The following is a 22497-nucleotide window of genomic DNA, read 5'->3' on the forward strand; positions in this document are numbered from 1 at the left end:
GGATCCCATTCCAACGGAATGGGCTCTGACCCCCGATGCATCGCCGGGCCATGAACGCGTGGGCCGCACGTGGGGTCAGAGCCCATTCCGTTGGAATGGGATCCGACCCCCGGGCCGTACTCACCCCCAGGCGATCAATCCGATCGCCAGCACCGCCAGCGCCAGGCCGGCCCGGTTCCACTTCGTGGTTGGTTCGCCAAATGCAAACACGCCCACCAGCGCGCCCAGTACCACCACGCCGATGTTCATGCCGGCGAACACCGTGGCCGGGCTGTCCGGCATCGCCTGGTGCGCGTGCACATAGAACAGGATGTTGCCGCCGTTGAGCAGGCCCAGCAGCGCACCCGCGCCGAGGTTGTGCCAGGCCAGCCGGCTGCGACCGCTGAAGTGCCGCCACAGCTGCAATGCCAGCATCAGTACGAAGGCCACGCTGAAGCTGGCCAGCACCGCCGCCATCGACGGCGTGCCGGACAGCGCCACCTGCTTGAGCAGCACGTCCACCACCGCGAAGCCGCCCCACACGCCCAGCAGCCAGCCCCAGCCACCGGGCGAGGACGCCACCGCCGGGCCGCGCGGGCGCAGGCTGATGGCCACCATCGCCAGCAGGCCCAGGCCGAGCCCGGCCAGCTTCCACGGCGTGGCGGTCTGGCCGAAGAACAGGAACGCCGCCGCCAGTGACAGCAGCAGCGACAGCCGCTGCGCCACGTCGCTGCGGACGATGCCGGCCACCGCCACCGCGCGGCCCAGCACCAGGAAGATCGAGGGCAGCACCACCGCCAGCGCCAGCAACGACGGCCACGGGGCATGCGGCGCGCGCAGCGCATCCAGCGGCGGCTGCAGCACCACGGCGGTCAGGGTCGCAGCCACCAGATAGTTCCAGGTGACCATCTGCGCAACATCCAGTTGGCGGCGTCCGGCCACCTTCAACAACACCGAAACCAGCACGCTGCAGATCACGGCCAAAGACAGGTAGAGCATGGGGCGGGCACAGGGCAGGGGCGGGGGACGGTATCATGGTGCCATGCACAAGCCTTCGTTCCCCGTCGCCCTTGGCGAAACCGCCTGCCTCGAACTGGACGGCCCGGCCGGCCCGCTGGAAGTGGTCGTCGACCTGCCCAAGGCCGATGTGCCGGTGCAGCCGATCGTGGCCATCGTCTGCCATCCGCTGTCCACCGAGGGCGGCACCCTGCACAACAAGGTGGTCACCATGACCGCCAGCACCCTGCGCGAGCTGGGCATCGCCACGGTGCGCTTCAACTTCCGCAGCGTCGGTGGTTCGGCGGGCACCTTCGATGGCGGCGTGGGCGAGCAGGATGACCTGAAGACCGTGACCGCCTGGGTGCGCAGCCAGCGCCCCGACGACCGCCTGTGGCTGGCCGGCTTCAGCTTTGGTGCGTTCGTTTCGCTGAAGGCGGCCGCCACGCTGCAGCCGGAGGCGCTGATCTCGATCGCGCCGCCGGCCGGCCGCTGGGATTTCGACGGCGTGCAGCCACCGGCCCGCTGGCTGGTGATCCAGGGCGAGCAGGACGAGATCGTCGACCCGCAGGCGGTCTATCAGTGGCTGGACGCGCTGCAGGCTCCGCATGAGCTGGTGCGGATGCCCGACACCAGCCACTTCTTCCATCGCAAGCTGATCGACCTGCGTGGTGCGTTGACCCACGGCGTCAAGCACTGGCTGGGCGCAGCGGCATGAGTGCAGTCGAGTTGACCCCGTCGCAGCGGTATGCGGCCGGGGTTGCCCGGGGTGACTGGCAGGACGACCCCGCCCAGCACGCGGCGCTGGCCGAGCTGGACCGCATCCACGTGGGCCTGCTGGACAACGCCGACGACGGCTGGCTGGACCGGTTGTCCTCGTTCTGGAAGAAGCCCGAGCCGGTCAAGGGGCTGTATTTCTGGGGGGGTGTCGGCCGCGGCAAGACCTTCCTGGTGGATCTGTTCTACGACGGGCTGCCGATCAAGCAGAAGTACCGCACCCACTTCCATCGTTTCATGCGCAGCGTCCACGAGCGCCTGCGCGAGCACCAGGGCCAGAGCGACCCGTTGGCGAAGATCGCCCAGGAATGGCGCAGCAACCTGCGCGTGCTGGTGCTGGACGAATTCTTCGTCACCGACATCGGCGACGCCATGCTGCTGGCGCGCCTGCTCGAACGCCTGTTCGCCGAGGGCGTGACCCTGGTCACCACCTCCAATACGGCGGTGGAGAACCTGTATCTCAATGGCCTGCAGCGCGAGAGCTTCCTTCCCGCCATCAGCCTGCTGCAGCGCTTCTGCGTCGAGCTGTACGCCGAAGGCACGGAGGATTACCGGATGCGCGCGCTGACCCGCTCGCCGGTGTACCGCGCGCCGCTGGCCGCCGATAGCGACGACTGGCTCGCCACGCGCTGGAACGAACTGAGTGGTGGTCAGCCCGCCAAGGCCGGCAACATCGAGATCGAAGGCCGCAAGATTCCGGTCCGCGGCCGGGGCAAGAGCATCGCCTGGTTCGACTTCGCCGCCCTGTGCGAAGGCCCGCGCGGCCCATCGGACTACATCGAGATCGCACACGAGTTCAATACGGTGCTGCTGGGCGGCATTCCCGCCTTCGATCGCCTGAACGAGGACGCCGCGCGCCGCTTCGTCAACCTGATCGACGAACTGTACGACCGCCACGTCAACCTGGTCTGCACCGCCAGCACCTCGCCGGTCGAGCTGTACACCGGCCAGCGCCTGCAGGGCGCGTTCGAGCGCACCGCCTCGCGCCTGATCGAGATGCAGAGCGCTGAATACCTGGGTACCCCGCACCGGGCGTGAGGGCCCGGGAGCTGCACGATCTGCCGGAAGGGCAGCCGCGCGCAGGCGCTGCAGCGGCAGCTCGACGTTACCGGCTGGGCGCCAGTGCGTTGCCTTGCGGCCGCTCCTCCGGCCCGGTCGACACCTGCAGGCCGTTGTCGCTGCGCTCCAGCAGCCGCAGCGGCTGGCCCTGGTAACGCACTTCCAGCGCATCGTGGGTATCGGCCAGCGCACGCACCAGCGGGCACAACGCCATCGCGCTGGCCTCCACACGCTGGGCACCGGCTTCCAGGCGCCGGTCCAGCTCGGCATCCAGGCGCTCGGCACGTTCCTCCATGGCGTCGCTGCGACCGGTGAAGACCTGCCAGAGCACGCTGCGGGCGATCGAGCCGGACAGCGTCTCGGCCATGTCCTGCACCTTCGCCTCGAATCCGGGACCGAAGGTCGCCTGTTCCCAGTAGCCCTTTCCGAGCGTCCCCTCGATCCAGTCATCCGCCTGCCGCCGCAGGCGCCTGACCTTGCGGCTGTTGGCGGTGCCGGTCAGGCTCTCGTAGACGCCATCGAGCGCGTCGAAGCTCAGCTGGCTGACATCGCGCGCCAATGCCGTGGCGGCGGGCATCAACCGGCGCGCGCCGGCCTCCAGCTGGCGCAGGCGGGCGGCATCGGCGTCGCTGACCGGCACGATCGTGTCATCCAGGCTCAGCACACCATCGTGGAACACCACCTCGTGCGGCGCCTGTGGGCCGTGTCGCAGCCAGATGCCGCCGCTGTCCACCAGCACGTCATAGTCCGTGCGGATGCCACACTGGTCCGCGTGCAGCTTCGGCGCGTCGGCCGCCTGCGCCGGCATGATGCACAGCGCCGACAGCACTGCCAGGGCAGGCAGTCGCAGGTCCATTGGACAGTCCTTTTCCAGTCGCCAGAGCCCAGCGTCCGCCTCTCCGGCCTGTCCGTCATCGGCCGAAAGTCACGCCGTCCACCGGCTGCCCACCTTCTATCCACAGGGTTGTCCCTTGGTCATTCCGTTACTGTCATGTGAAGCTGTCATTGTTCTGTTTCCGCACTCCGTTGTACCGCCGGAATGACGCGTTCCGGTCTTGACTGCGCGGCCCGTTCCGGCAGGTCCAAAGCGTCCGATCCGGGCGCCGATGGCACGATCCTTGCGGCGCAAGGGATTGCCGAATTTCACTACATTTGGCGTTGACGGACCCCACCACCCCCACTATCTTGTGGCCATCGGTCGCAGCGACCCCACGTCGCAAGGACAACGGGGAAGGCGCAGAGGCGGGAGCCACGCGGCACCCCCGTCCACAGCGATACCCGTCGGCGACCGTCACGGCAGCGGCAGGCGCAGGTCTCACCTCCTGCGACGCCCAGCTGCCATCCTGGACCGTCATGTCCTGGGCCGCGCCACCGATGCACCTGCAACTACCCCATCACGCCAAGAGGACACACGCCGTGACCACCGAAACCAGCGCCACCATCGAAAAGGAAAGCGAGTTCCTGTTGACGTCGCCGCCGACGGCCAACGCGATGAGTGTGACCAAGCGCAATGGCACGACCGAACTGGTGGACCTGAACAAGATCGTGCGTGCGGTGCAGCGTTCCTCCGAAGGCCTGCACGCCGTCGATCCGATGCGCGTGGCCACCCGCACCATTTCCGGCCTGTACAACGGCGCCACCACCCGCGAGCTGGACGAGCTGTCCATCCGCACCGCCGCCCTGCTGATCGGTGAAGAACCCGAGTACGGCCGTCTGGCCGCGCGCCTGCTGGCCAACTACATCGCCAAGGAAGTGTCGGGCCAGGAAATCTATGCCTTCTCGCAGTCGGTCAGCCGTGGCCATGAAGTCGGCCTGATCAACGACCGCCTGCTGAACTTCGTGCAGACCAACGCGCGCAAGCTCAACGATGCGATCGACATCTCGCTGGACCTGAACTTCGATTACTTCGGCCTGCGTACCCTGTACGACCGCTACCTGCTGCGCCATCCGCACACCCGCAAGGTGATCGAGACCCCGCAGCAGTTCTTCCTGCGCATCGCCAGCGCGCTGAGCGAGGACGTGTCCGAGACCCTGGCGCTGTACAAGCGCATGGGCAACCTGGACTACCTGCCGTCCAGCCCGACCCTGTTCAACTCCGGCACCACCCACGAGCAGCTGTCCTCGTGCTTCCTGCTCGATTCGCCGCAGGACTCGCTGGAGTCGATCTACTCCAAGTACGGCGACATCGCCCAGCTGTCGAAGTTCTCCGGCGGCATCGGCGTCAGCTACACCCGCGTGCGTTCGCGTGGTTCGCTCATCAAGTCCACCAACGGCCATTCCAACGGCATCGTGCCGTGGCTGAAGACCATGGACTCGTCCGTGGCGGCGGTGAACCAGGGCGGCAAGCGCAAGGGCGCGGCCTGCGTGTACCTGGAAACCTGGCACGCCGACATCGAGGATTTCCTCGAGCTGCGTGACAACACCGGTGATGAAGCCCGCCGTACCCACAACCTGAACCTGGCCAACTGGGTGCCGGACCTGTTCATGAAGCGCGTCGAGGCCGACCAGGAATGGTCGCTGTTCGATCCGCGCGTCGTGCCGGAGTTCACCGATCTGTTCGGCGAAGCCTTCGAGCAGGCCTATCTGCAGGCCGAAGCCCAGGGCAAGGCCAACCGCACCATCTCCGCCCGCAAGCTGTACGCCCGCATGATGCGTACGCTGGCCGAGACCGGCAACGGCTGGATGACCTTCAAGGACAAGTGCAACCGCGCCAGCAACCAGACCCTGCGTCCGGGCAACGTGATCCACCTGTCCAACCTGTGCACGGAAATCCTGGAGGTCACCTCCAACGATGAAACCGCGGTGTGCAACCTGGGTTCGATCAACCTGGGCAACCACTTCGACGAGCACAACGAGTTCGACTTCGAGAAGCTGGCCGAGACCGTGCGCCTGGCCGTGCGCCAGCTCGACCGTGTCATCGACCTGAACTTCTACCCGATCGAAACCGCCCGCCGCGCCAACCTGCGCTGGCGCCCGGTCGGCCTGGGCTGCATGGGCCTGCAGGACGTGTTCTTCCGCAAGCGCCTGCCGTTCGACAGCGCCGAAGCCCGTGCCCTGTCGAAGAAGATCGCCGAGACGATCTACTTCCACGCGCTGGAAACCTCGACCGAGCTGGCCCAGGAACGCGGCAAGCACCCGTCGTTCAACGACACCCGTGCCGCCAGTGGCGAACTGCAGTTCGACGCCTGGAACGTGGTGCCGGAAGACACCGCGCGCTGGGATGCCCTGCGTGCCCGCATCAAGGAGCACGGCCTGCGCAACTCGCTGATGATCGCGATCGCCCCGACCGCGACCATCGCCTCCATCGCCGGCTGCTACGAGTGCGTCGAGCCGCAGGTGTCCAACCTGTTCAAGCGCGAAACCCTGTCCGGTGACTTCCTGCAGGTCAACCGCTACCTGGTGAACGAGCTGAAGAAGCTGGGCCTGTGGACCGCCGACATGCGCGATGCCATCAAGCTGGCCGAAGGTTCCATCGCCGGCCTGACGCAGATTCCGGAAACCCTGCGTGAGGTCTACCGCACCGCGTGGGAACTGCCGATGCGTTCGCTGATCGACATGGCCGCCGAGCGTGGCGCCTTCATCGACCAGTCGGCCTCGCTCAACCTGTTCATGGAAAGCCCGAACATCGGCGCGATGTCGTCCATGTACATGTACGCGTGGAAGCAGGGCATCAAGACCACCTACTACCTGCGCTCGCGTCCGGCCACCAAGATCGCCAAGACCACGGTCAGCAACGCGGCCCCGGCCAAGGTGTTCAGCCCGGACGAAGCCATCGCCTGCTCGCTGGAGAACCCGGAAGCCTGCGAGGCCTGCCAGTAATCGCGCGCTGTGCCGTAGATGGAGCCGGGCTCGGCCCGGCTGCGCAATGACAAGGTAGCGCCGGGCCATGCCCGGCGTTTTGACCCGAGAAGACAAGGAAACACCCATGGCCGACAAGCCCAAGCAGATGCTGCTCGATCCCGGTTTTGAACTGACGTTGCGCCCGATGCGCTACCCGCAGTTCTATGACATGTACCGGAATGCGATCAAGAACACCTGGACGGTGGAAGAGATCAATTTCCAGATCGACATCACCGACCTGCACAGCAAGATGTCGCCGGGTGAGCGCCACCTGATCCATCGCCTGGTCGCGTTCTTCGCCACCGGCGATTCGATCGTGTCCAACAACCTGGTGCTGAACCTGTACCAGCACCTCAATGCGCCGGAAGCGCGCATGTACCTGTCGCGCCAGCTGTATGAAGAAGCGCTGCACGTGCAGTTCTACCTGACCCTGCTCGACAACTACCTGCCGGACCCGGAAGAGCGCGCCAAGGCGTTCTCGGCGGTGGAGAACATCGACTCGATCAAGAAGAAGGCCGATTTCTGCTTCAAGTGGATCGACTCGATCCAGGACCTGACCCGCATCGAGACCCGCGAACAGCGCCGCCAGTTCCTGCTCAACCAGATCTGCTTCGCCGCCTGCATCGAAGGCCTGTTCTTCTTTGCTGCGTTCGCCTACGTGTACTACTTCCGTTCGCGCGGCCTGCTGCCGGGCCTGGCCTCGGGCACCAACTGGGTGTTCCGCGACGAAAGCGCCCACATGGAGTTCGCGTTCGAGTCGGTGCGCGTGGTCCGCGAGGAAGAGCCGGACCTGTTCGATGAGGAGATGAAGCAGCAGGTGTACGACATGCTGGCCGAAGCGATCGAGTGCGAAGTGCAGTTCGCCGAGGACGTGCTGTCCGGCGGCGTGGCGGGCATCTCCACGCGCGACATGCGCCAGTACCTGCAGCACTGCGCCGACCAGCACTTCGCCAAGCTGGGCATGGAAAAGAAGTACAACGTGCGCAACCCGCTGCCGTTCATGGAACTGCAGGACGTGCAGGAGCTGACCAACTTCTTCGAACGCCGTGTTTCGGCCTACCAGGTCGGCGTGCAGGGCGAAGTTGCCTTCGACATGAACTTCTGACCCGTCCGGTCAGGCCTGTCGCAGCGAAAACCCCGGCCGATGCCGGGGTTTTTTGTGGGTGGCGCCGGGCCATGCCCGGCGTGTACCGCCCGGGGCTGCGCGCAGCGTCGACCGCGCTGCGCGCCCGCCGGGCATGGCCCGGCGCTACCCGGCGTATTACCGCCGCCCTTCCGCCGCCATGCGCACCGCCAGCCCGGCCAGGACCGTGCCCATCAACCAGCGCTGTGCCGCCTGCCAGGTGGGGCGCGCGGCGAGAAATGCAGCGATGCTGCCGGCCAGCACCACGATCACCGCGTTCACGCTCAGGCTCACCACGATCTGGGTAGCACCCAGGACCAGCGACTGCATCAGCACGCTGCCGTGTCCGTCCGGATGCAGGAACTGCGGCAGCAGGGACAGGTACATCACCGCGATCTTCGGGTTCAGCAGATTGGTCAGAAAGCCCATCGCAAACAATCTGCGTGGGGTGTCCTGCGGCAGGTCGCGCACCGCGAACGGCGAGCGGCCACCGGGTTTGAGCGCCTGCCAGGCCAGGTACAGCAGGTAGAACGCCCCCCCGATGCGCAGCGCGTCGTAGGCGAACGGCACCGTCATCAGCAGGGCGGTGATGCCCAGCGCCGCGCACAGCATGTAGAACACGAAACCCAGCACCACCCCACCCAGCGAGACCAGGCCGGCGCGGCGGCCCTGGCAGATCGAGCGCGAGACCAGGTAGATCATGTTCGGCCCGGGCGTGAGCACCATGCCCAGCGAGATGAGGGCGAACGCCAGCAGATCGGAGGTCGCGGGCATGGGCAGTCCTGGCAGTGGGCGTGGCGCAGTGTAGCGCTGCCTGTACGGGGCCTGGCTTAACATTGCCGCACCCCACACCGAAGCCCTACCCATGACCCCGATCCCTGAAACCGTGCCACCGATCGAAGTGCGCATGGCCGAAATCGTCTTTCCCAACCATACCAACCATATGGGCACGCTGTTTGGTGGCCAGGCGCTGGCGTGGATGGACAAGGCCGCCTTCCTCGCCGCCGCCCGCTACTCGCGCCGCACCGTGGTGACCGCGCGCAGCGACCAGGTCGACTTCAAGCTGCCGATCCGCATCGGCCAGATGGTGGAAACGATCGGCCGCATCGTCGAGGTCGGCCGCAGCTCGATGAAGGTCGAGGTGGAACTGATTGCCGAAGACCTGCACAGCGGCGAGCGCAGGCTCTGCACCCGCGGCCACTTCGTGATGATCGCGCTGGACGAGGCGGGCCAGCCGATCGCGGTGCCGCCGCTGCCGGCGCCCTGAGCCGGCGCTTGTGGGGGCGCCGTGCTGCCCCCATCTGGTCGGCATGACCCCGCCGCTGACCGACTTCATCGACCGCGCCCAGCGCCTGTTCGTGCTGACCGGCGCTGGCTGCAGCACGGCCTCGGGAATCCCCGATTACCGGGATACCGATGGCCAATGGAAACGCACGCCGCCGGTCACCTACCAGGCATTCATGGGCGAGGCCGCCACCCGCCAGCGCTACTGGGCACGCAGCCTGCTGGGCTGGCCGCGCTTCGGCCTGGCCCAGCCCAACGGCACCCACCAGGCGCTGGCCGCGCTGGAGAAGCAAGGCAAGGTGCAGTTGCTGCTGACCCAGAACGTGGATGGCCTGCACCAGCGCGCCGGCAGCCGGAACGTGATCGACCTGCATGGGCGGCTGGACCTGGTGCGCTGCATGGGCTGCGAGCGCCGCAGCGGTCGCCAGGCGTTCCAGCAGCGCCTGCTGGACGCCAATCCCGGCTGGGACACGCTCGAGGCCGGCATCGCCCCCGACGGCGACGCTGATCTGGAGACCGATTTTTCCTCCTTCGTGGTGCCCGACTGTCCGTCCTGTGGCGGCCTGCTGAAGCCGGACGTGGTGTTCTTCGGCGAGAACGTGCCGCGTGAACGCGTGGCGGCAGTGCATGAGCACCTGCAGCAGGCCGATGCCGTGCTGGTGGTGGGGTCCTCGCTGATGGTCTATTCCGGCTTTCGTTTCGTGCAGGCCGCAGCAAAGGCCGGATTGCCGGTGGCTGCCGTGAACCGTGGCCGCACCCGTGCCGACGACCTGCTGCAGTTCAAGGACGAGCGCGATTGCGCTGAAGCGCTGGCCGGGTTCGTCATCGGGTAGCGCCAGGCCATGCCCGGCGAGCATGCAGCGCCACCGCGAAACAGCGATCCATCCACATGGTTGATTCGCCGCCCTTGCAGCGGTGCAATACGCACCCCCCTCTGCCCGTCCCTGCACCCCTCGTGAGCCAGCTGTTCTCGCCGATCACCTTCGGCCGCCTGACCCTGTCCAACCGCATCGTCATCGCGCCGATGTGCCAGTATTCCGCCGAAGACGGGCGCGCCAGCGATTGGCATGCCATGCATCTGGGCAACCTGGCGCAATCCGGTGCCGGCCTGCTGATCCTGGAAGCGACGGCGGTTGAGCCGCGTGGACGCATCAGCTGGGCCGACCTCGGCCTGTGGGATGACGGTACCGAAGCTGCGCTGGCACACGTGCTGGCCAGCGTGCGGCGCTGGTCGCCGATGCCGCTGGGCATCCAGCTGGGCCATGCCGGCCGCAAGGCCTCGGTACAGCGTCCCTGGGACGGCGGTGGCCAGCTGCCGGCCGATGATGCACGTGGCTGGACCACGGTGGCGCCGTCAGCGCTGCCGTTCCATGCTGCCGATCCCGCGCCGCAGGAACTGGATGAGGCGGGCATCGCGGGAATCGTTGCTGCCTTCGCCGCCAGCGCGGTGCGCGCCGAACGCCTGGGCTTCGAACTGATCGAAGTGCATGCCGCGCACGGCTATCTGCTGCACCAGTTCCTGTCACCGCTGAGCAACCGGCGCACCGATGGCTACGGGGGTTCGCTGCCCAATCGCCTGCGCCTGCTGGTAGAGGTATTCGATGCCGTGCGCGCGGCAGTGTCCGACAAGGTGGCCGTCGGCGTGCGCATCTCCGCCAGCGACTGGGTCGACGGTGGCTGGGATCTGCTGCAGAGCGAAGCGCTGTCCCAGGTGCTGGACGCGCGTGGCTGCGATTTCCTGCACGTCTCCAGCGGCGGCCTGGATGAGCGCCAGAAGATCAGCGTCGGGCCGGGCTACCAGGTGCCGTTCGCGGCCGCGATCAAGGCCAAGGTGCGCATGCCGGTCATCGCGGTGGGGATGATCACCGAACCGGAGCAGGCCGAATCGATCCTGCGTCATCGCCACGCCGATGCCATCGCCCTGGCCCGCGGCATCCTCTACGACCCGCGCTGGCCCTGGCACGCGGCAGCCGCGCTGGGCGACAGCGTGGTGCCGGCCGCGCAGTACCTGCGCTGCGAGCCGCGTGAGGCACGCGGCGTGTTCACCCCGCGCTGAAGGTCATGCCCGCCAGGCCGGCGGCAGGCCGGCCTGCAGGTGATCGAACAGCGCACGGATCCTGGCGGTGAAGTCGCGGCGGTCGCTGACGCAGAAATAGACCTCCATCGGTTCCGGGCGCCATGCGCTGTCCGCGCCGAACACCGCCTGCAACCGGCCATCGCGCAGAAAGGGATCGGCCACGAAGGCCGCCAGCCGGGTGATGCCGGCACCGGCCGCGGCCAGTTCGGCCAGCGCGTCGATGTCATCGCACACCATGCCGGGCGGCAGCGGCGCATCCGCGCGCTGGTCGCCCTTGCGCAGGCCCCAGCGCAGAGGCCGCCCATCGGTGGGGAAACGATGCAGCACACCCCGATGGCCGCGCAGATCGGACGGCTCCTGTGGCCAGCCATGCGCCTGCAGGTAGGCAGGCGAGGCGCAGAAGACGAAGGGAATGCGTGCCAGCGGCCGCGCCACGACGCCGTCCTCCAGCTGCGCATCGATGCGGATGCTGGCATCGACCGCCTCCGGACCATGCTGCACGGCCCGGTCGGACAGCCGCAGTTCCAGCTGCAGCTGCGGATAGCGTTGCTGCAGTGAAGGCAGCAGGGGCGCCAGCACGTGGCGGCCGAACGCGCGGCTGCTGGCGATGCGCAATGGCCCGGCCGGCTCGATGTCACCGCTGGTGACCAGGGCCTGCGCCCGCGCCAGATCGGTTTCGATGTGGCGCACCTGCGCCAGGTACAGCGCACCGGCCTCGCTCAGCGCCAGCTGGCGCGTGCTGCGGTTCAGCAGGCGCACGCCCAGGTGTGCCTCCAGGCGATGGATGTTCTGGCCGACGGCGGTGGCGCTGATGCCAAGGCTGCGGGCCGCAGCGGCAATGCTGCCGGTGTCTGCGGTGCGGGTGAAGCTGCGGATCAGCTGCAACAGGTTCATGACCCGCCAGCGTGCCACGAAAGCCCGCCACGATCACCTGGAACTGTCCGAAGTGGTTCGTTGCATCGGTGACAATGGATCACGCGGGCGGGGTGCTGCCCTACACTTGCAGGATGCGACCCGATTCCATCCTCACCCTGTCCTGCCCCGACCGTACCGGCATCGTCTACCGCGTGTCGGGCCTGTTGTTCGATCATGGCTGCAACATCCTCGACGCCCAGCAGTTCGGCGACGAGGAAAGCGGCCGCTTCTTCCTGCGCGTGCATTTCGACCGCGACGCCAGCCTGCCCCTGGACACGGTACATGCGTCCATGGCGGCACTGGCCCGCGAGTTCGGCATGGACTGGCAGCTGCAGGACGGTCGGCGTCGTGCGCGCCTGCTGGTGCTGGTCAGCAAGCAGGGCCACTGCCTGAATGACCTGCTGTTCCGCGCGCACAGCGGGCAGCTGAAAGTGGATATCGCGGCAGTGGTGTCCAACCATGCCGATTTCGCACCGCTGGCTGCGTCCTACGGCGTGCCGTTCCACCATCTGCCGGTGAACGCGGATACGCGTGCGGTGCAGGAGCAGCAGATCATCGATCTGGTCGAACACGAGCGTATCGACCTGGTGGTGCTGGCGCGCTACATGCAGATTCTTTCACCCACCCTGTGCCGCGCGCTGGCCGGCCGGGCGATCAACATCCATCACAGCTTCCTGCCCAGCTTCAAGGGCGCGCAGCCCTATCACCAGGCGCACGCGCGCGGGGTCAAGATCATCGGCGCCACCGCGCACTATGTCACCGAGGATCTGGACGAAGGTCCGATCATCGAACAGGACGTGGCCCGGGTCGATCATGCGATGACGCCGCGCGACCTGGTACGCCTGGGCAGCGATACCGAATCGCAGGTGCTGGCGCGTGCCGTGCGCCGCCATGTGGAGCACCGCATCCTGCTCAACGGGCACCGCACGGTGGTGTTCCGCTGATACCTGCCCGGCCGGACGTGCGTCAGAGGATCCCGATCCCCGCAGTGCCCAGTGCTTCGCGCACCATCCCGTCGTTGGCCTCGGTCACCGGCCGGGTCAGGTCCCAGAGGAATTTCACCCTGAAGCCGGACGTGGCTGCGTCCTGCGCGCTCCACAGCACGCAGTAGTCGCGGGCCAGGCCACAGACGTGCACCTCGTCGATGCCGCGCTCATGCAGCCAGCCGGCCAGGCCAGTGGCGGGGCGTCCGCCATCGGGGCCGTGGTTCTCGCGGAAGGCGCTGTAGGAATCCACCTGCTGGCGGGTGCCCTTGCGCAGGATCAGGTCGGCCATGTTCCAGTCCACCTGCGGATGCAGGGCGGCACCGGCGCTGCCCTGCACGCAGTGGTCCGGCCACAGGGTCTGCGGTTGCGCATGCAGCAGGATCGTTTCGAACGGACGATGGCCGGGGTGCTGGCTGGCGAACGAAGCATGGTCCGCGGGATGCCAGTCCTGGGTGGCCACTACGGTGCGGTAGCGGCGCTGCGCCAGCAGCTGCGCGATCGGCGCGACCAGCGCATCGCCACGGTCGCAGGCCAGCGCGCCCCCGGGCATGAAGTCCGGCTGCAGATCGATCACCAGCAGGGCGACAGTGGCGGGCAGGGTGGGCATGGACGTTCCAGCGCGGCGGAAGAGGCGACCAGCGTGGCCGCCCCCTCGCCACACGTCAATCGCCCTGCGGCGTTTCGTTGTCCTGGCCGTAATACAGCAGCCCGATCCGGATCCGCTCGCGGCCGGTCTCCCGGCGGTGCCGGTTGGCATCGCGCAGCGAGTACACGCAGCCACAGTACTCCTGCTGGTAGAACCGCTCGCGCTTGCTGATCTCGATCATGCGGCTGGCACCACCGCCCTTGCGCCAGTTGTAATCCCAGTACTGCAGGCCCTCGTAGCGCGCCGCGGCGCGGATGCCGCAGTCATTGATCTGCGCCATGTTCTTCCAGCGCGAGATGCCCAGCGACGAGCTGATGGTGTCGTAGCCGTGCTCATGCGCGTACAGCGCCGTGCGCTCGAAGCGCATGTCGAAGCACATCGTGCAGCGGATGCCGCGCTCGGGTTCGTTCTCCATGCCGCGCGCGCGGCTGAACCAGTTGTCGGTGTCGTAGTCGCAGTCGATGAAGGGGATGCCATGCTGCTCGGCGAAGCGGATGTTCTCCTGCTTGCGAAGCTCGTATTCCTTCACCGGATGGATGTTGGGGTTGTAGAAGAAGATCGCGTAGTCGATCCCGGAGGCGGTGATCGCCTCCATCACTTCGCCGGAGCAGGGCGCACAGCACGAATGCAGCAGCAGGCGCTTGCCGTCGGCGGGCAGGGACAGGGTGGGGCGTTGGAGCTCGGTCATCATCAGGTACCGCACGGACCGCCGGCAACGGCGGCGGCCCGTGCATCGGGGTGGAGAGACAGGTCAGGCGACGCGGGCGTCGGTGTGCTCGGCACGCAGTTCCACTGCGGCGGCAACCAGTGCCTGCAGTGCAGCGCGGGTTTCCGGCCAGCCACGGGTCTTCAGCCCGCAGTCCGGGTTGACCCACAGCTGCTCCGGCTTCAGCACGGCCAGCGCCTTGCGCAGCAGGTCCACCATCTCCGCCTTGTCCGGCACGCGCGGGGAGTGGATGTCATACACGCCCGGGCCGATCTCATTGGGATAGTTGAACTTCACGAAGGCATCCAGCAGTTCCATGCGCGAGCGTGAGGTCTCGATCGAGATCACGTCCGCGTCCATCGCTGCGACCGAGTGGATGATGTCGTTGAACTCCGAATAGCACATGTGGGTGTGGATCTGGGTGGCATCGCGCACGCCGCTGGTACTGATGCGGAACGATTCCACCGCCCAGTCCAGGTAGGCGCGCCAGTGGGCGCGGCGCAACGGCAACCCCTCGCGGATGGCCGGCTCGTCCACCTGGATCACGCCGATGCCGGCTGCTTCCAGGTCCTGCACTTCGTCCCGCAGGGCCAGCGCGATCTGCCGGCAGGTCACATCGCGTTCCTGGTCGTCGCGCACGAACGACCACTGCAGTACCGTCACCGGACCGGTCAGCATGCCCTTCATCGGCTTGTCGGTGAGCGATTGCGCGTAACTGGACCAGCGCACCGTCATCGGCTGCGGGCGGCTGACGTCGCCGAAGATCACCGGCGGTTTGACGCAGCGCGAGCCATAGCTCTGCACCCAGCCGTTGCCGGTAAAGGCGAAGCCTTCCAGCTGCTCGCCGAAGTACTCGACCATGTCGTTGCGCTCGAATTCGCCGTGGACCAGCACGTCCAGGCCCAGCGCTTCCTGCACGCGTACCGCATGCGCGGTCTGCTGTTCCAGGAAGGCCTCGTACTCGGCCAGGCCCAGCTTGCCGGACTTGTGCCGGGCCCGTGCCTCGCGCACCTCCAGCGTCTGCGGGAAGGAACCGATCGTGGTGGTGGGCAGCAGCGGCAGCTGCAGCGCCGCATGCTGCGCGGCGCGGCGCTGCGGGTAGGCGGTGTGCCGCTGCGCATCGGCCACGGTCAGCGCGGCCAGGCGTGCGGCCACGGCCGGGTTGTGCACGCGTGGCGAGCGACGACGCCCCTCCAGTGCAGCGCGGTTGGCAGCCAGGCCCGCTTCCGCATCCACCCTGCCATCGAGCGCGTCGGCCAGCAGGCGCAGTTCCTGCAGCTTCTGCCGGGAGAACGCCAGCCAGCCCTTCAGTTCGTCATCCAGCTTCTTTTCCAGCGCAAGATCCACGGGCGTGTGCAGCAGGGAACAGGACGGTGCCAGCCAGAGCCGGTCGGCGCCGCGGTCCACCTGGGCAAACCGGGCCAGGATCAGTGCGTTGTCCAGATGGGTGCGCCAGATGTTGCGGCCGTTGACCAGGCCGGCCGACAGCACGCGCTCGGCCGGCAGCGCCTTCAACACGGCGTCCAGCTGCTCCGGCGCGCGCACCAAGTCCACGTGCAGTCCGTCCACCGGCAGGCCGGTGGCCAACGCCAGGTTGTCCTCGAGCGCACCGAAATAGGTCGCGACCAGCAGTTTCGGACGCCGTGCCGTGGCCAACCGGGCATAGGCGCGCTCATAGGCTGCCTGCGCATCGGCGTCGAGATCCTGCACCAGCAGCGGCTCATCCAGCTGCACCCAATCCGCACCGGCGTCGGCCAGCTGGCCGAGCAGCTGCACATAGGCCGGCAGCAGGGCATCCAGCAGGTCCAGTGCGGCGCTGCCGTCGGTGGTCTTGGACAGCAGCAGGAAGCTCACCGGCCCCAGCAGCACCGGACGGGTGTGGATGCCCAGCGCCCTGGCCTCGTTGAACTCGGCCAGCGGCTTGTCACCGCGCAGGGCGAAGGCCTGGCCCGCGTGCAGTTCCGGCACCAGATAGTGATAGTTGGTGTCGAACCACTTGGTCATCTCCAGCGCGCGCAGGTCGATGCCATCGCGCTGCAGGCCACGGGCCGTGGCGAAGTAGGCGGCCAGTGGATCGTGCGCGGCCAGTTCGCGGTAGCGTTCGGGAATGGCATCGAACAGCCATGCGGTGTCGAGCACCTGGTCGTACAGGCTGAAGTCGTTGCTCGGCGGTACATCGACGCCGGCCTCGATCTGCAGCTGCCAGTGCCGGGCACGCAGCGCCGCGGCGGTGGCCTGCAGGGTGGCGGCGTCGTCCTCGCCGGCCCAGTGGCGTTCGAGCGCCCGCTTCAGTTCGCGCTTGGCGCCGATGCGGGGAAAGCCCAGGTTGGTAACAGTGGTCATTGCAGCGTGTCCTCATTGCATATCGGCATTGAGGAACGAAGGAACCGCAGGACGACGCGTGCCGTTGCCGGCCCACGGGCGTCTTGCCAGCGACCTTCGCCCCCGCGGGCGAACCGGATGCCGTGAAAAGGACGCACGTGGCCGCGCACCCTGCAGGCGCAGGACGACGACGGCCCCGGCAACCTCCCCGCGGAGATTCCAGGTCGAGTCAGGGGACGGTCGTGTCCCCCGGCCGGGGCCGGTATTCGGGCTGTTGGACGCGGGCCGCAGCCCACCTACTACCTGCCGCTTCCCAGGTGCGAGCCCAGTGCTGTTGGCAGGATTCGTTTCCATTCACCGCTGCGGGGCAGCTCCGGAATGGGCGCGCGAAGCGCCTTCACCGGATTCCCGTTTAAATTCATCCCTTCATTCGCATGAAGAGATGAATACCTTCGGCGTGCACAAGGTAGGCCGGTTGGCAGCAATGGTCAAGGCCCGGGATCACACCACCGGGATGTGGCGCCTTTCTCAGGCAGTGAGAGGCCGGCTTGCGATACTGGCAACCGACGGACGGGAGGTGACGTGTGGCGGCGAAGTACTGCGATCTGGTCATGAAAGGTGGCATCACCAGCGGCATCGTGTACCCCAATGCGGTACTGGCGCTGGCGCGCGAGTATCGCTTCAAGAGCATCGGTGGCACCTCGGCAGGCGCCATCGCCGCCGCGGTGGCTGCGGCGGCGGCCTATGGTGATCGCCGCCAGCAGGCGGGCGAGCCGCTGCCCGGCGATGCCGGGTACGGTGGATTGTCGGCGGTGTCGGCGCAGCTGTCGCGGCGCGGGTTCATCTACGGTCTGTTCCAGCCGGCGCGCGGCGCGCGTGCAGCCTATCGGCTGCTGGTGGTGCTGACCAGCAATGCAGGCTGGCCCCGCAAGCTGCTGTGCCTGGCCATCGCCGTGTTCCAGATCGCGCCGCTGGAAGTGCTGGTGTCGCTGGCATTGCTGCTCGCGCTGGGCGCGTGGGGCGGCGGCTGGAGTGGAGTGGCGGCAACATTGCTGCCGTCCCTGCTGTGCGCCTACGGCGCTGGCGTGGCCGGGGCCGCGCTGCGGGTCGCGCGGGTGGCACGACGCAATCTGCTGGGCCTGTGCAGCGGCCTCGGCAGCGACGCGCGCCGGCCGGCGTTGACGGAATGGCTGCACAGCTGCCTGCAGCAGCTGTCAGGCAAGCCGGCCGATGTGCCGCTTACCTTTGCCGACCTGCACGATGCGCCGCGCTATGCAGACGAGCCGGACAGCCCGCATGCCATCACCCTGCAGATGATCACCACCTGCGTATCGCACAACGAACCCCGCACGCTGCCGCTGGGCGGCGCGCAGTTCTGGTTCCTGCGCGAAGAGTTCGACCAGCTGTTCCCGGCCAGCGTGGTGCAGTGGCTGGTCAACCATGCGGGTCCGCCGCTGGGCGTGGATGGACGACTCTATTACCGCCTGCCGCAGGGGCCGCAGCTGCCGGTACTGGTGGCAACGCGGATGAGCCTGAGTTTCCCGTTGCTGATCAGCGCAGTGCCGCTGCATGAGCCCTCGCGCCGCGAGCGCCGCTGCGAGCCTGGAGCGACCGCCTCCGATCCGGAACACAACGTGGCCGACAGCATGGAGGGGCTGACCAGTGCCGGCCAGGCCTGCGGCCCGGTGATCACCGCCTTCCGGATCTGCTGGTTCTCCGATGGGGGCATCAGCAGCAACTTCCCGATCCATCTGTTCGACGCGGCGCTTCCGCGCTGGCCGACCTTCGCCATCAACCTGGTCTATCCGCAACATGCGGAGGAGGTCAGCTCCGGCGGCAATGCACGGCAGGCGCTGGAGCGATCGGTGTTCCTGCCCAGCGAAAACCGTCATGGCTGGCAACGCACCTACCAGTCCATCGCCGCGCCGGTGGCCGCCGGCGAGCTTGGCCGTTTCCTGTTCGCGGTGGTGGCAACCATGCAGAACTGGCGCGACCTGCTGCAGGCGCGTGCTCCGGGCTATCGCGACCGCATCGTGCACGTGACCCTGCAGGGTGATGAGGGCGGCATGAACCTGGACATGCCGCAGGAGGTGCTGACCCGCATCGCCGACAAGGGCAGCCTGGCCGGTGCGCGCTTCTGCGCGTTCTCCTTCGAGAATCACTACTGGATCCGCTGGCGCAACCTGGCCTCGGCCTACCAGCGTTACACGCTGGAAGTGGCGCGTACCGACGATCCCGCGCAGCAGGTGCTGGCCTATCGGGCGGCGTACACGATGGTGGCTGCCGGCGTGCCGTCGCCACCGTCGTACAAGCTGGGCTCGGAGGACAAGCGGCTGGCGTCACAGCAGTTGTGGGGGCTGATGGTGGAGCAGGGCCGCAGCTGGGAGGATCTTGGCCCGGACCTCACCGACGGCGCACCACGGCCGCTGCCGCAGATGAAGGTGACGCCGATCTACTGACCGCTGCCGCAGCCGATTGAACTGTTCCGGCGGGTGCCGACCTTGGTCGGCACGATCTGATCCCTGCGGTGGCTCATCGCCAGGATTCAACCGTGTCGACCAAGGTCGACACCCACCAGGGCAATGCGTCGTTCTGACAGCTTGCGGAGATCTGTCGAAGGCGGGGTGGGTCCGGTTGCGGGGGCGTGAGCGCCATGGATGGCGCGACCGAGGCTACATGGACGTACTTGCGCCGTCCCCCGCAACCGGACCCGCCCCGCCATCCCACGGAATGCCAGCTTTTGCCGTTGCCGTTGCTTCGGCCTGTGCAGGTGCAGGGCGCAGCCCTGCCGAACCAACCCTATCGCCCCGGCAGCTGCGCGAACGCGCGCTGCATGCAGTCCTCGCGCGGGCACACCCGGCAACCCGGGCCGATCGACACCGAATTGCCCGGGCTCTGCACATCCAGCCCCAGCGAATACACCAGCCGCTCGGCATGCTGCAGGTCGCAGCCCAGCGCTACTGCGAAGGTCTTGCGTGGTTGGCCGTGACCAACCGGGCCGCTGCTGACCTGCCGGGCCAGCCAGAAGTGGCGCCGCCCATCGGGCATGCGCGCGGTCTGGGTCAGGATGCGGCCGGGCTGGTTGAACGCCTCGTAGACGATCCACAGCGGGCATGAGCCACCCACCTGCGAGAAGTGGAAGTCGGTGGCCGAGTGACGCTTGGAGACGTTGCCGGCGCGGTCCACACGGATGAAGAAGAACGGCAGGCCGGGCGCGCTGCGGCGGGCCAGCGTGCTCAGCCGGTGGCAGACTGCTTCGAAGCCGACACCGAACTGGTGCGCCAGCAGCTCGATGTCGTAGCTGCTGGCTTCGGCCGCACGCAGGAAGCGCAGGTAGGGCATTACCAGGGCCCCGGCGAAATAGTTCGACAGGCCGATGCGCGCCTGCGCGATGCGCGCCTCGTCGCTGAATCCGGCGCGGGCAATCACCGTATCGATCTGCGGCAGGTAGCCGTGCAGTGCAAGTTCGGCGGCCATCTGGAAGGCCTGCTGGCCCGGCTCCAAATAGTCCGGCAGCCACAGCCGGCGGGCACCGGCATCGTAGTGGCGCTTCTCGCGCCCGGCCTGCAAGGCAGTCACTTCCACCAGCACGCCGTGGCGATCAGCCAGCAACTGGCGCAGGCGCGGGGCGACGTGCCCCGGCGACAGTCCCCATTCGGCGAATAACCGCTCGGCCAGCTCATCCAGCTCCGGGATGTGGTTGTGCATGCGGTTGAAGAACTCGCGCACCTGGTCGCCCGCCGGCAGGGTGCTGCCGGCACCGGGTTCGCCCAGCTGGAACTCCAGTGCGGCGGCATGTTCCCGCAACGCCAGGTGGCGGCGATGCAGGTCCAGCAGCGCCCGGCTCACCTGCGGCAGGTTGCCGGCCAGTGCCCGCAGCTCGGTGGCACTGACGTCGGCCAGCCCCAGGTCCCGCAGGGTTTCGGCCAATGATTCCTGCAATGCCGCGGGTTCATCCTCGTCGAACAGGGCGGAAACGTCGCCCAACACCTCCCCCAGCTTCTTCTGCACGGCGGGCGTCAACGGGCGCTTGTTGCGCTCGATCTGGTTCAGGTAGCTGGCAGACAGGCCCAGGGCGCGGGCCAGGTCGATCTGGCTGTAGCCGCGCTGCTCGCGCAGGCGCAGCAGGCGCAGGCCCAGCTGGCGCTGTGAGGATGGTAGATTCACAGAATTAACAGGAATCGTGAGGGGTGTTGGCCAGATTAAGCGGATTCAGGCCGGAAATCGAGGCGGCGGCTGTGAATAATGCCAAGCATCTTTCGCACCCCTGGATGTCGTCATGACTGTTGCAGCGCCCCGTATCCGCATGCTGATCGATGGCCAGTTCGTCGAATCGGCGACCTCCCACTGGCAGGACGTGATCAACCCGGCCACCCAGGACGTGCTGGCCCAGGTCCCGTTCGCCACCACCGCTGAAGTGGACGCTGCCGTGGCCGCCGCCAAGGAAGCGTTCAAGACCTGGCGCAAGACCCCGATAGGCACCCGTGCGCGCATCTTCCTGAAGTACCAGCAGCTGATCCGCGAGAACATGAGCGAGCTGGCGCACATCCTCACCGCCGAACAGGGCAAGACCCTGCCGGATGCCGAAGGCGATGTGTTCCGCGGCCTGGAAGTGGTCGAGCACGCCGCCGCCATCGGCAACCTGCAGCTGGGCGAGCTGGCCAACAACGTGGCCAACGGCGTGGATACCTACACGATCATGCAGCCGCTGGGCGTGTGCGCCGGCATCACCCCGTTCAACTTCCCGGCGATGATTCCGCTGTGGATGTTCCCGATGGCCATCGCCACCGGCAACACCTTCATTCTCAAGCCGTCCGAGCAGGACCCGATGGTCACCATGCGCCTGGTTGAACTGGCGCTGGAAGCCGGCATTCCGAAGGGCGTGCTGAATGTGGTCCACGGTGGCGAGGAAGTGGTCAACGCGATCTGCGACCACCCGGACATCAAGGCGGTCTCCTTCGTGGGTTCCACCCGCGTGGGTACCCACGTGTACAACCGTGCGTCGCTGGCCGGCAAGCGCGTGCAGTGCATGATGGGCGCCAAGAACCACGCCGTGGTGCTGCCGGATGCCAACAAGGAGCAGACCCTCAATGCGATGGTCGGTGCCGCCTTCGGTGCCGCCGGCCAGCGCTGCATGGCGGCCTCTACGCTGGTGCTGGTGGGTGAAGCGCGCGGCTGGGTGCAGGATCTGGTGGCCAAGGCCAAGACCCTGAAGGTCAGCGGTGGCACCGTGTCCGGTACCGATGTCGGCCCGGTGATTTCCTGCAGCGCGCGCGAGCGCGTGGAAGGCCTGATCGCCTCGGGCGTGGAGCAGGGCGCGCAGCTGGTGCTCGATGGCCGCAATCCGCAGGTCGATGGCTTCGAGAAGGGCAACTTCGTCGGCCCGACCATCTTTGCCGGTGTCACCACCGACATGCGCATCTACCAGGAAGAAATCTTCGGGCCGGTGCTGGTGATCCTGGAAGCGGAAACGCTGGAAGACGCCATCGCGATGGTCAACAGCAACCCGAACGGCAACGGCACCGCACTCTTCACCCAGTCCGGCGCCGCCGCGCGCAGGTTCCAGGAAGACATCGACGTCGGCCAGGTCGGCATCAACGTGCCGATCCCGGTGCCGGTGCCGCTGTTCTCCTTCACCGGTTCGCGCGCCTCCAAGCTGGGTGACCTGGGCCCGTACGGCAAGCAGGTGGTGCTGTTCTACACCCAGACCAAGACCGTCACCGCGCGCTGGTTCGATGACGAGACGCTGAGCCACGGCGTCAACACCACGATCAGCCTGAAGTAACG

General features: G+C 67.3%; 18 protein-coding genes and 1 riboswitch. Of the genes, 10 read left to right on the top strand and 8 right to left on the bottom strand.

All coding sequences use genetic code 11. The features are described from left to right. Positions 1-120 precede the first annotated feature (120 nt). A complete protein-coding gene (locus ABE543_RS10295) occupies positions 121-978 on the bottom strand; it encodes a hypothetical protein (RefSeq protein ID WP_053518593.1) in 858 nt (285 codons plus the stop codon). A 43-nt stretch (positions 979-1021) separates the two neighbouring features. Between ABE543_RS10295 and ABE543_RS10300 the strand changes: the two genes are divergently transcribed. Together ABE543_RS10300 and zapE are read left to right on the top strand one after the other, a co-directional pair. Further along, positions 1022-1693: a CocE/NonD family hydrolase gene (locus ABE543_RS10300; protein ID WP_346475657.1), complete on the top strand. Its 672-nt coding sequence runs from the start codon at positions 1022-1024 to the stop codon at positions 1691-1693. Further along, the gene (gene zapE, locus ABE543_RS10305) at positions 1690-2790 is read left to right on the top strand and encodes a cell division protein ZapE (protein ID WP_053518589.1); all 1101 of its coding nucleotides are present in this window, start codon (positions 1690-1692) and stop codon (positions 2788-2790) included. The genes ABE543_RS10300 and zapE overlap by 4 nt, the downstream gene beginning before the upstream one ends. Positions 2791-2857: 67 nt before the next feature. On the opposite strand, the gene ABE543_RS10310 is transcribed toward zapE, so the two are convergent. After that, positions 2858-3667 carry a DUF2884 family protein gene (locus ABE543_RS10310; protein ID WP_053518587.1) on the bottom strand — a complete coding sequence of 270 codons (810 nt, stop codon included), beginning with the start codon at positions 3665-3667 and terminating at the stop codon, positions 2858-2860. A 560-nt stretch (positions 3668-4227) separates the two neighbouring features. On the opposite strand from ABE543_RS10310, the gene ABE543_RS10315 reads away from it, so the two are divergent. Together ABE543_RS10315 and ABE543_RS10320 are read left to right on the top strand one after the other, a co-directional pair. After that, on the top strand, positions 4228-6630 hold the full coding sequence (locus ABE543_RS10315; protein ID WP_053518585.1) for a ribonucleoside-diphosphate reductase subunit alpha: 2403 nt from the start codon (positions 4228-4230) through the stop codon (positions 6628-6630). A gap of 106 nt (positions 6631-6736) precedes the next feature. Continuing rightward, positions 6737-7756 carry a ribonucleotide-diphosphate reductase subunit beta gene (locus ABE543_RS10320; protein WP_019661865.1) on the top strand — a complete coding sequence of 340 codons (1020 nt, stop codon included), beginning with the start codon at positions 6737-6739 and terminating at the stop codon, positions 7754-7756. A gap of 156 nt (positions 7757-7912) precedes the next feature. Here the strand turns inward: ABE543_RS10320 and ABE543_RS10325 are convergent, their stop codons facing one another. Then, on the bottom strand, positions 7913-8548 hold the full coding sequence (locus ABE543_RS10325; protein ID WP_111186533.1) for a LysE family translocator: 636 nt from the start codon (positions 8546-8548) through the stop codon (positions 7913-7915). Positions 8549-8639: 91 nt separating this feature from the next. Between ABE543_RS10325 and ABE543_RS10330 the strand changes: the two genes are divergently transcribed. The 3 genes from ABE543_RS10330 (at position 8640) to ABE543_RS10340 (ending at position 11114) form a co-directional block, all read left to right on the top strand. Then, complete coding sequence (locus ABE543_RS10330; protein WP_053518579.1) at positions 8640-9041, top strand: acyl-CoA thioesterase; 402 nt, start codon at positions 8640-8642, stop codon at positions 9039-9041. Positions 9042-9084: 43 nt separating this feature from the next. Beyond that, positions 9085-9891 carry an NAD-dependent protein deacetylase gene (locus tag ABE543_RS10335; RefSeq protein ID WP_065174189.1) on the top strand — a complete coding sequence of 269 codons (807 nt, stop codon included), beginning with the start codon at positions 9085-9087 and terminating at the stop codon, positions 9889-9891. A gap of 122 nt (positions 9892-10013) precedes the next feature. After that, entirely contained in the window at positions 10014-11114 is a 1101-nt protein-coding gene (locus ABE543_RS10340; protein ID WP_080375304.1) for an NADH:flavin oxidoreductase/NADH oxidase, read from the top strand. Positions 11115-11117: 3 nt separating this feature from the next. On the opposite strand, the gene ABE543_RS10345 is transcribed toward ABE543_RS10340, so the two are convergent. Then, positions 11118-12029, bottom strand: a complete 912-nt coding sequence (locus ABE543_RS10345) for a LysR family transcriptional regulator (protein WP_111186534.1) — start codon at positions 12027-12029, stop codon at positions 11118-11120. 113 nt (positions 12030-12142) lie between these two features. On the opposite strand from ABE543_RS10345, the gene purU reads away from it, so the two are divergent. Continuing rightward, positions 12143-12994, top strand: coding sequence for a formyltetrahydrofolate deformylase (gene purU / locus ABE543_RS10350; protein WP_053518573.1), 852 nt, complete (start codon positions 12143-12145; stop codon positions 12992-12994). Positions 12995-13016: 22 nt separating this feature from the next. Here purU and pncA read toward each other — a convergent pair whose 3' ends face one another. From pncA to metE, 3 genes are all read right to left on the bottom strand, one after another. Continuing rightward, positions 13017-13643, bottom strand: a complete 627-nt coding sequence (pncA, locus tag ABE543_RS10355; protein WP_065174191.1) for a bifunctional nicotinamidase/pyrazinamidase — start codon at positions 13641-13643, stop codon at positions 13017-13019. Between the two features lie 55 nt (positions 13644-13698). Beyond that, positions 13699-14370, bottom strand: coding sequence for an epoxyqueuosine reductase QueH (locus tag ABE543_RS10360; RefSeq protein ID WP_065174192.1), 672 nt, complete (start codon positions 14368-14370; stop codon positions 13699-13701). A gap of 63 nt (positions 14371-14433) precedes the next feature. Then, on the bottom strand, positions 14434-16731 hold the full coding sequence (gene metE, locus ABE543_RS10365; protein ID WP_346475658.1) for a 5-methyltetrahydropteroyltriglutamate--homocysteine S-methyltransferase: 2298 nt from the start codon (positions 16729-16731) through the stop codon (positions 14434-14436). Between the two features lie 218 nt (positions 16732-16949). Then, positions 16950-17179, bottom strand: a riboswitch (cobalamin riboswitch). 142 nt (positions 17180-17321) lie between these two features. Between metE and ABE543_RS10370 the strand changes: the two genes are divergently transcribed. Beyond that, the gene (locus ABE543_RS10370) at positions 17322-19169 is read left to right on the top strand and encodes a patatin-like phospholipase family protein (protein ID WP_262218886.1); all 1848 of its coding nucleotides are present in this window, start codon (positions 17322-17324) and stop codon (positions 19167-19169) included. A gap of 340 nt (positions 19170-19509) precedes the next feature. Here the strand turns inward: ABE543_RS10370 and ABE543_RS10375 are convergent, their stop codons facing one another. Further along, the gene (locus ABE543_RS10375) at positions 19510-20877 is read right to left on the bottom strand and encodes a short-chain fatty acyl-CoA regulator family protein (protein ID WP_262218887.1); all 1368 of its coding nucleotides are present in this window, start codon (positions 20875-20877) and stop codon (positions 19510-19512) included. Positions 20878-20989: 112 nt separating this feature from the next. Here ABE543_RS10375 and ABE543_RS10380 point away from each other — a divergent pair, with 112 nt between their 5' ends. Further along, complete coding sequence (locus ABE543_RS10380) at positions 20990-22495, top strand: CoA-acylating methylmalonate-semialdehyde dehydrogenase (protein ID WP_053520140.1); 1506 nt, start codon at positions 20990-20992, stop codon at positions 22493-22495. Positions 22496-22497 lie beyond the last annotated feature (2 nt).

Source organism: Stenotrophomonas sp. TWI169, from assembly GCF_039674705.1.
Taxonomy (GTDB): Bacteria; Pseudomonadota; Gammaproteobacteria; order Xanthomonadales; family Xanthomonadaceae; genus Stenotrophomonas; species Stenotrophomonas maltophilia_P.

Excerpts from the sequence above, each read along its gene's own strand:
- ABE543_RS10335 (WP_065174189.1), top strand. The coding sequence starts at position 9,085 with ATGACCCCGCCGCTGACCGACTTCATCGACCGCGCCCAGCGCCTGTTC.
- ABE543_RS10320 (WP_019661865.1), top strand. The coding sequence starts at position 6,737 with ATGGCCGACAAGCCCAAGCAGATGCTGCTCGATCCCGGTTTTGAACTG.
- ABE543_RS10360 (WP_065174192.1), bottom strand. The coding sequence starts at position 14,370 with ATGACCGAGCTCCAACGCCCCACCCTGTCCCTGCCCGCCGACGGCAAG.
- ABE543_RS10370 (WP_262218886.1), top strand. The coding sequence starts at position 17,322 with ATGAAAGGTGGCATCACCAGCGGCATCGTGTACCCCAATGCGGTACTG.
- ABE543_RS10325 (WP_111186533.1), bottom strand. The coding sequence starts at position 8,548 with ATGCCCGCGACCTCCGATCTGCTGGCGTTCGCCCTCATCTCGCTGGGC.
- ABE543_RS10380 (WP_053520140.1), top strand. The coding sequence starts at position 20,990 with ATGACTGTTGCAGCGCCCCGTATCCGCATGCTGATCGATGGCCAGTTC.
- metE (WP_346475658.1), bottom strand. The coding sequence starts at position 16,731 with ATGACCACTGTTACCAACCTGGGCTTTCCCCGCATCGGCGCCAAGCGC.
- ABE543_RS10300 (WP_346475657.1), top strand. The coding sequence starts at position 1,022 with ATGCACAAGCCTTCGTTCCCCGTCGCCCTTGGCGAAACCGCCTGCCTC.
- ABE543_RS10295 (WP_053518593.1), bottom strand. The coding sequence starts at position 978 with ATGCTCTACCTGTCTTTGGCCGTGATCTGCAGCGTGCTGGTTTCGGTG.
- zapE (WP_053518589.1), top strand. The coding sequence starts at position 1,690 with ATGAGTGCAGTCGAGTTGACCCCGTCGCAGCGGTATGCGGCCGGGGTT.
- pncA (WP_065174191.1), bottom strand. The coding sequence starts at position 13,643 with ATGCCCACCCTGCCCGCCACTGTCGCCCTGCTGGTGATCGATCTGCAG.
- ABE543_RS10310 (WP_053518587.1), bottom strand. The coding sequence starts at position 3,667 with ATGGACCTGCGACTGCCTGCCCTGGCAGTGCTGTCGGCGCTGTGCATC.
- ABE543_RS10330 (WP_053518579.1), top strand. The coding sequence starts at position 8,640 with ATGACCCCGATCCCTGAAACCGTGCCACCGATCGAAGTGCGCATGGCC.
- purU (WP_053518573.1), top strand. The coding sequence starts at position 12,143 with ATGCGACCCGATTCCATCCTCACCCTGTCCTGCCCCGACCGTACCGGC.
- ABE543_RS10345 (WP_111186534.1), bottom strand. The coding sequence starts at position 12,029 with ATGAACCTGTTGCAGCTGATCCGCAGCTTCACCCGCACCGCAGACACC.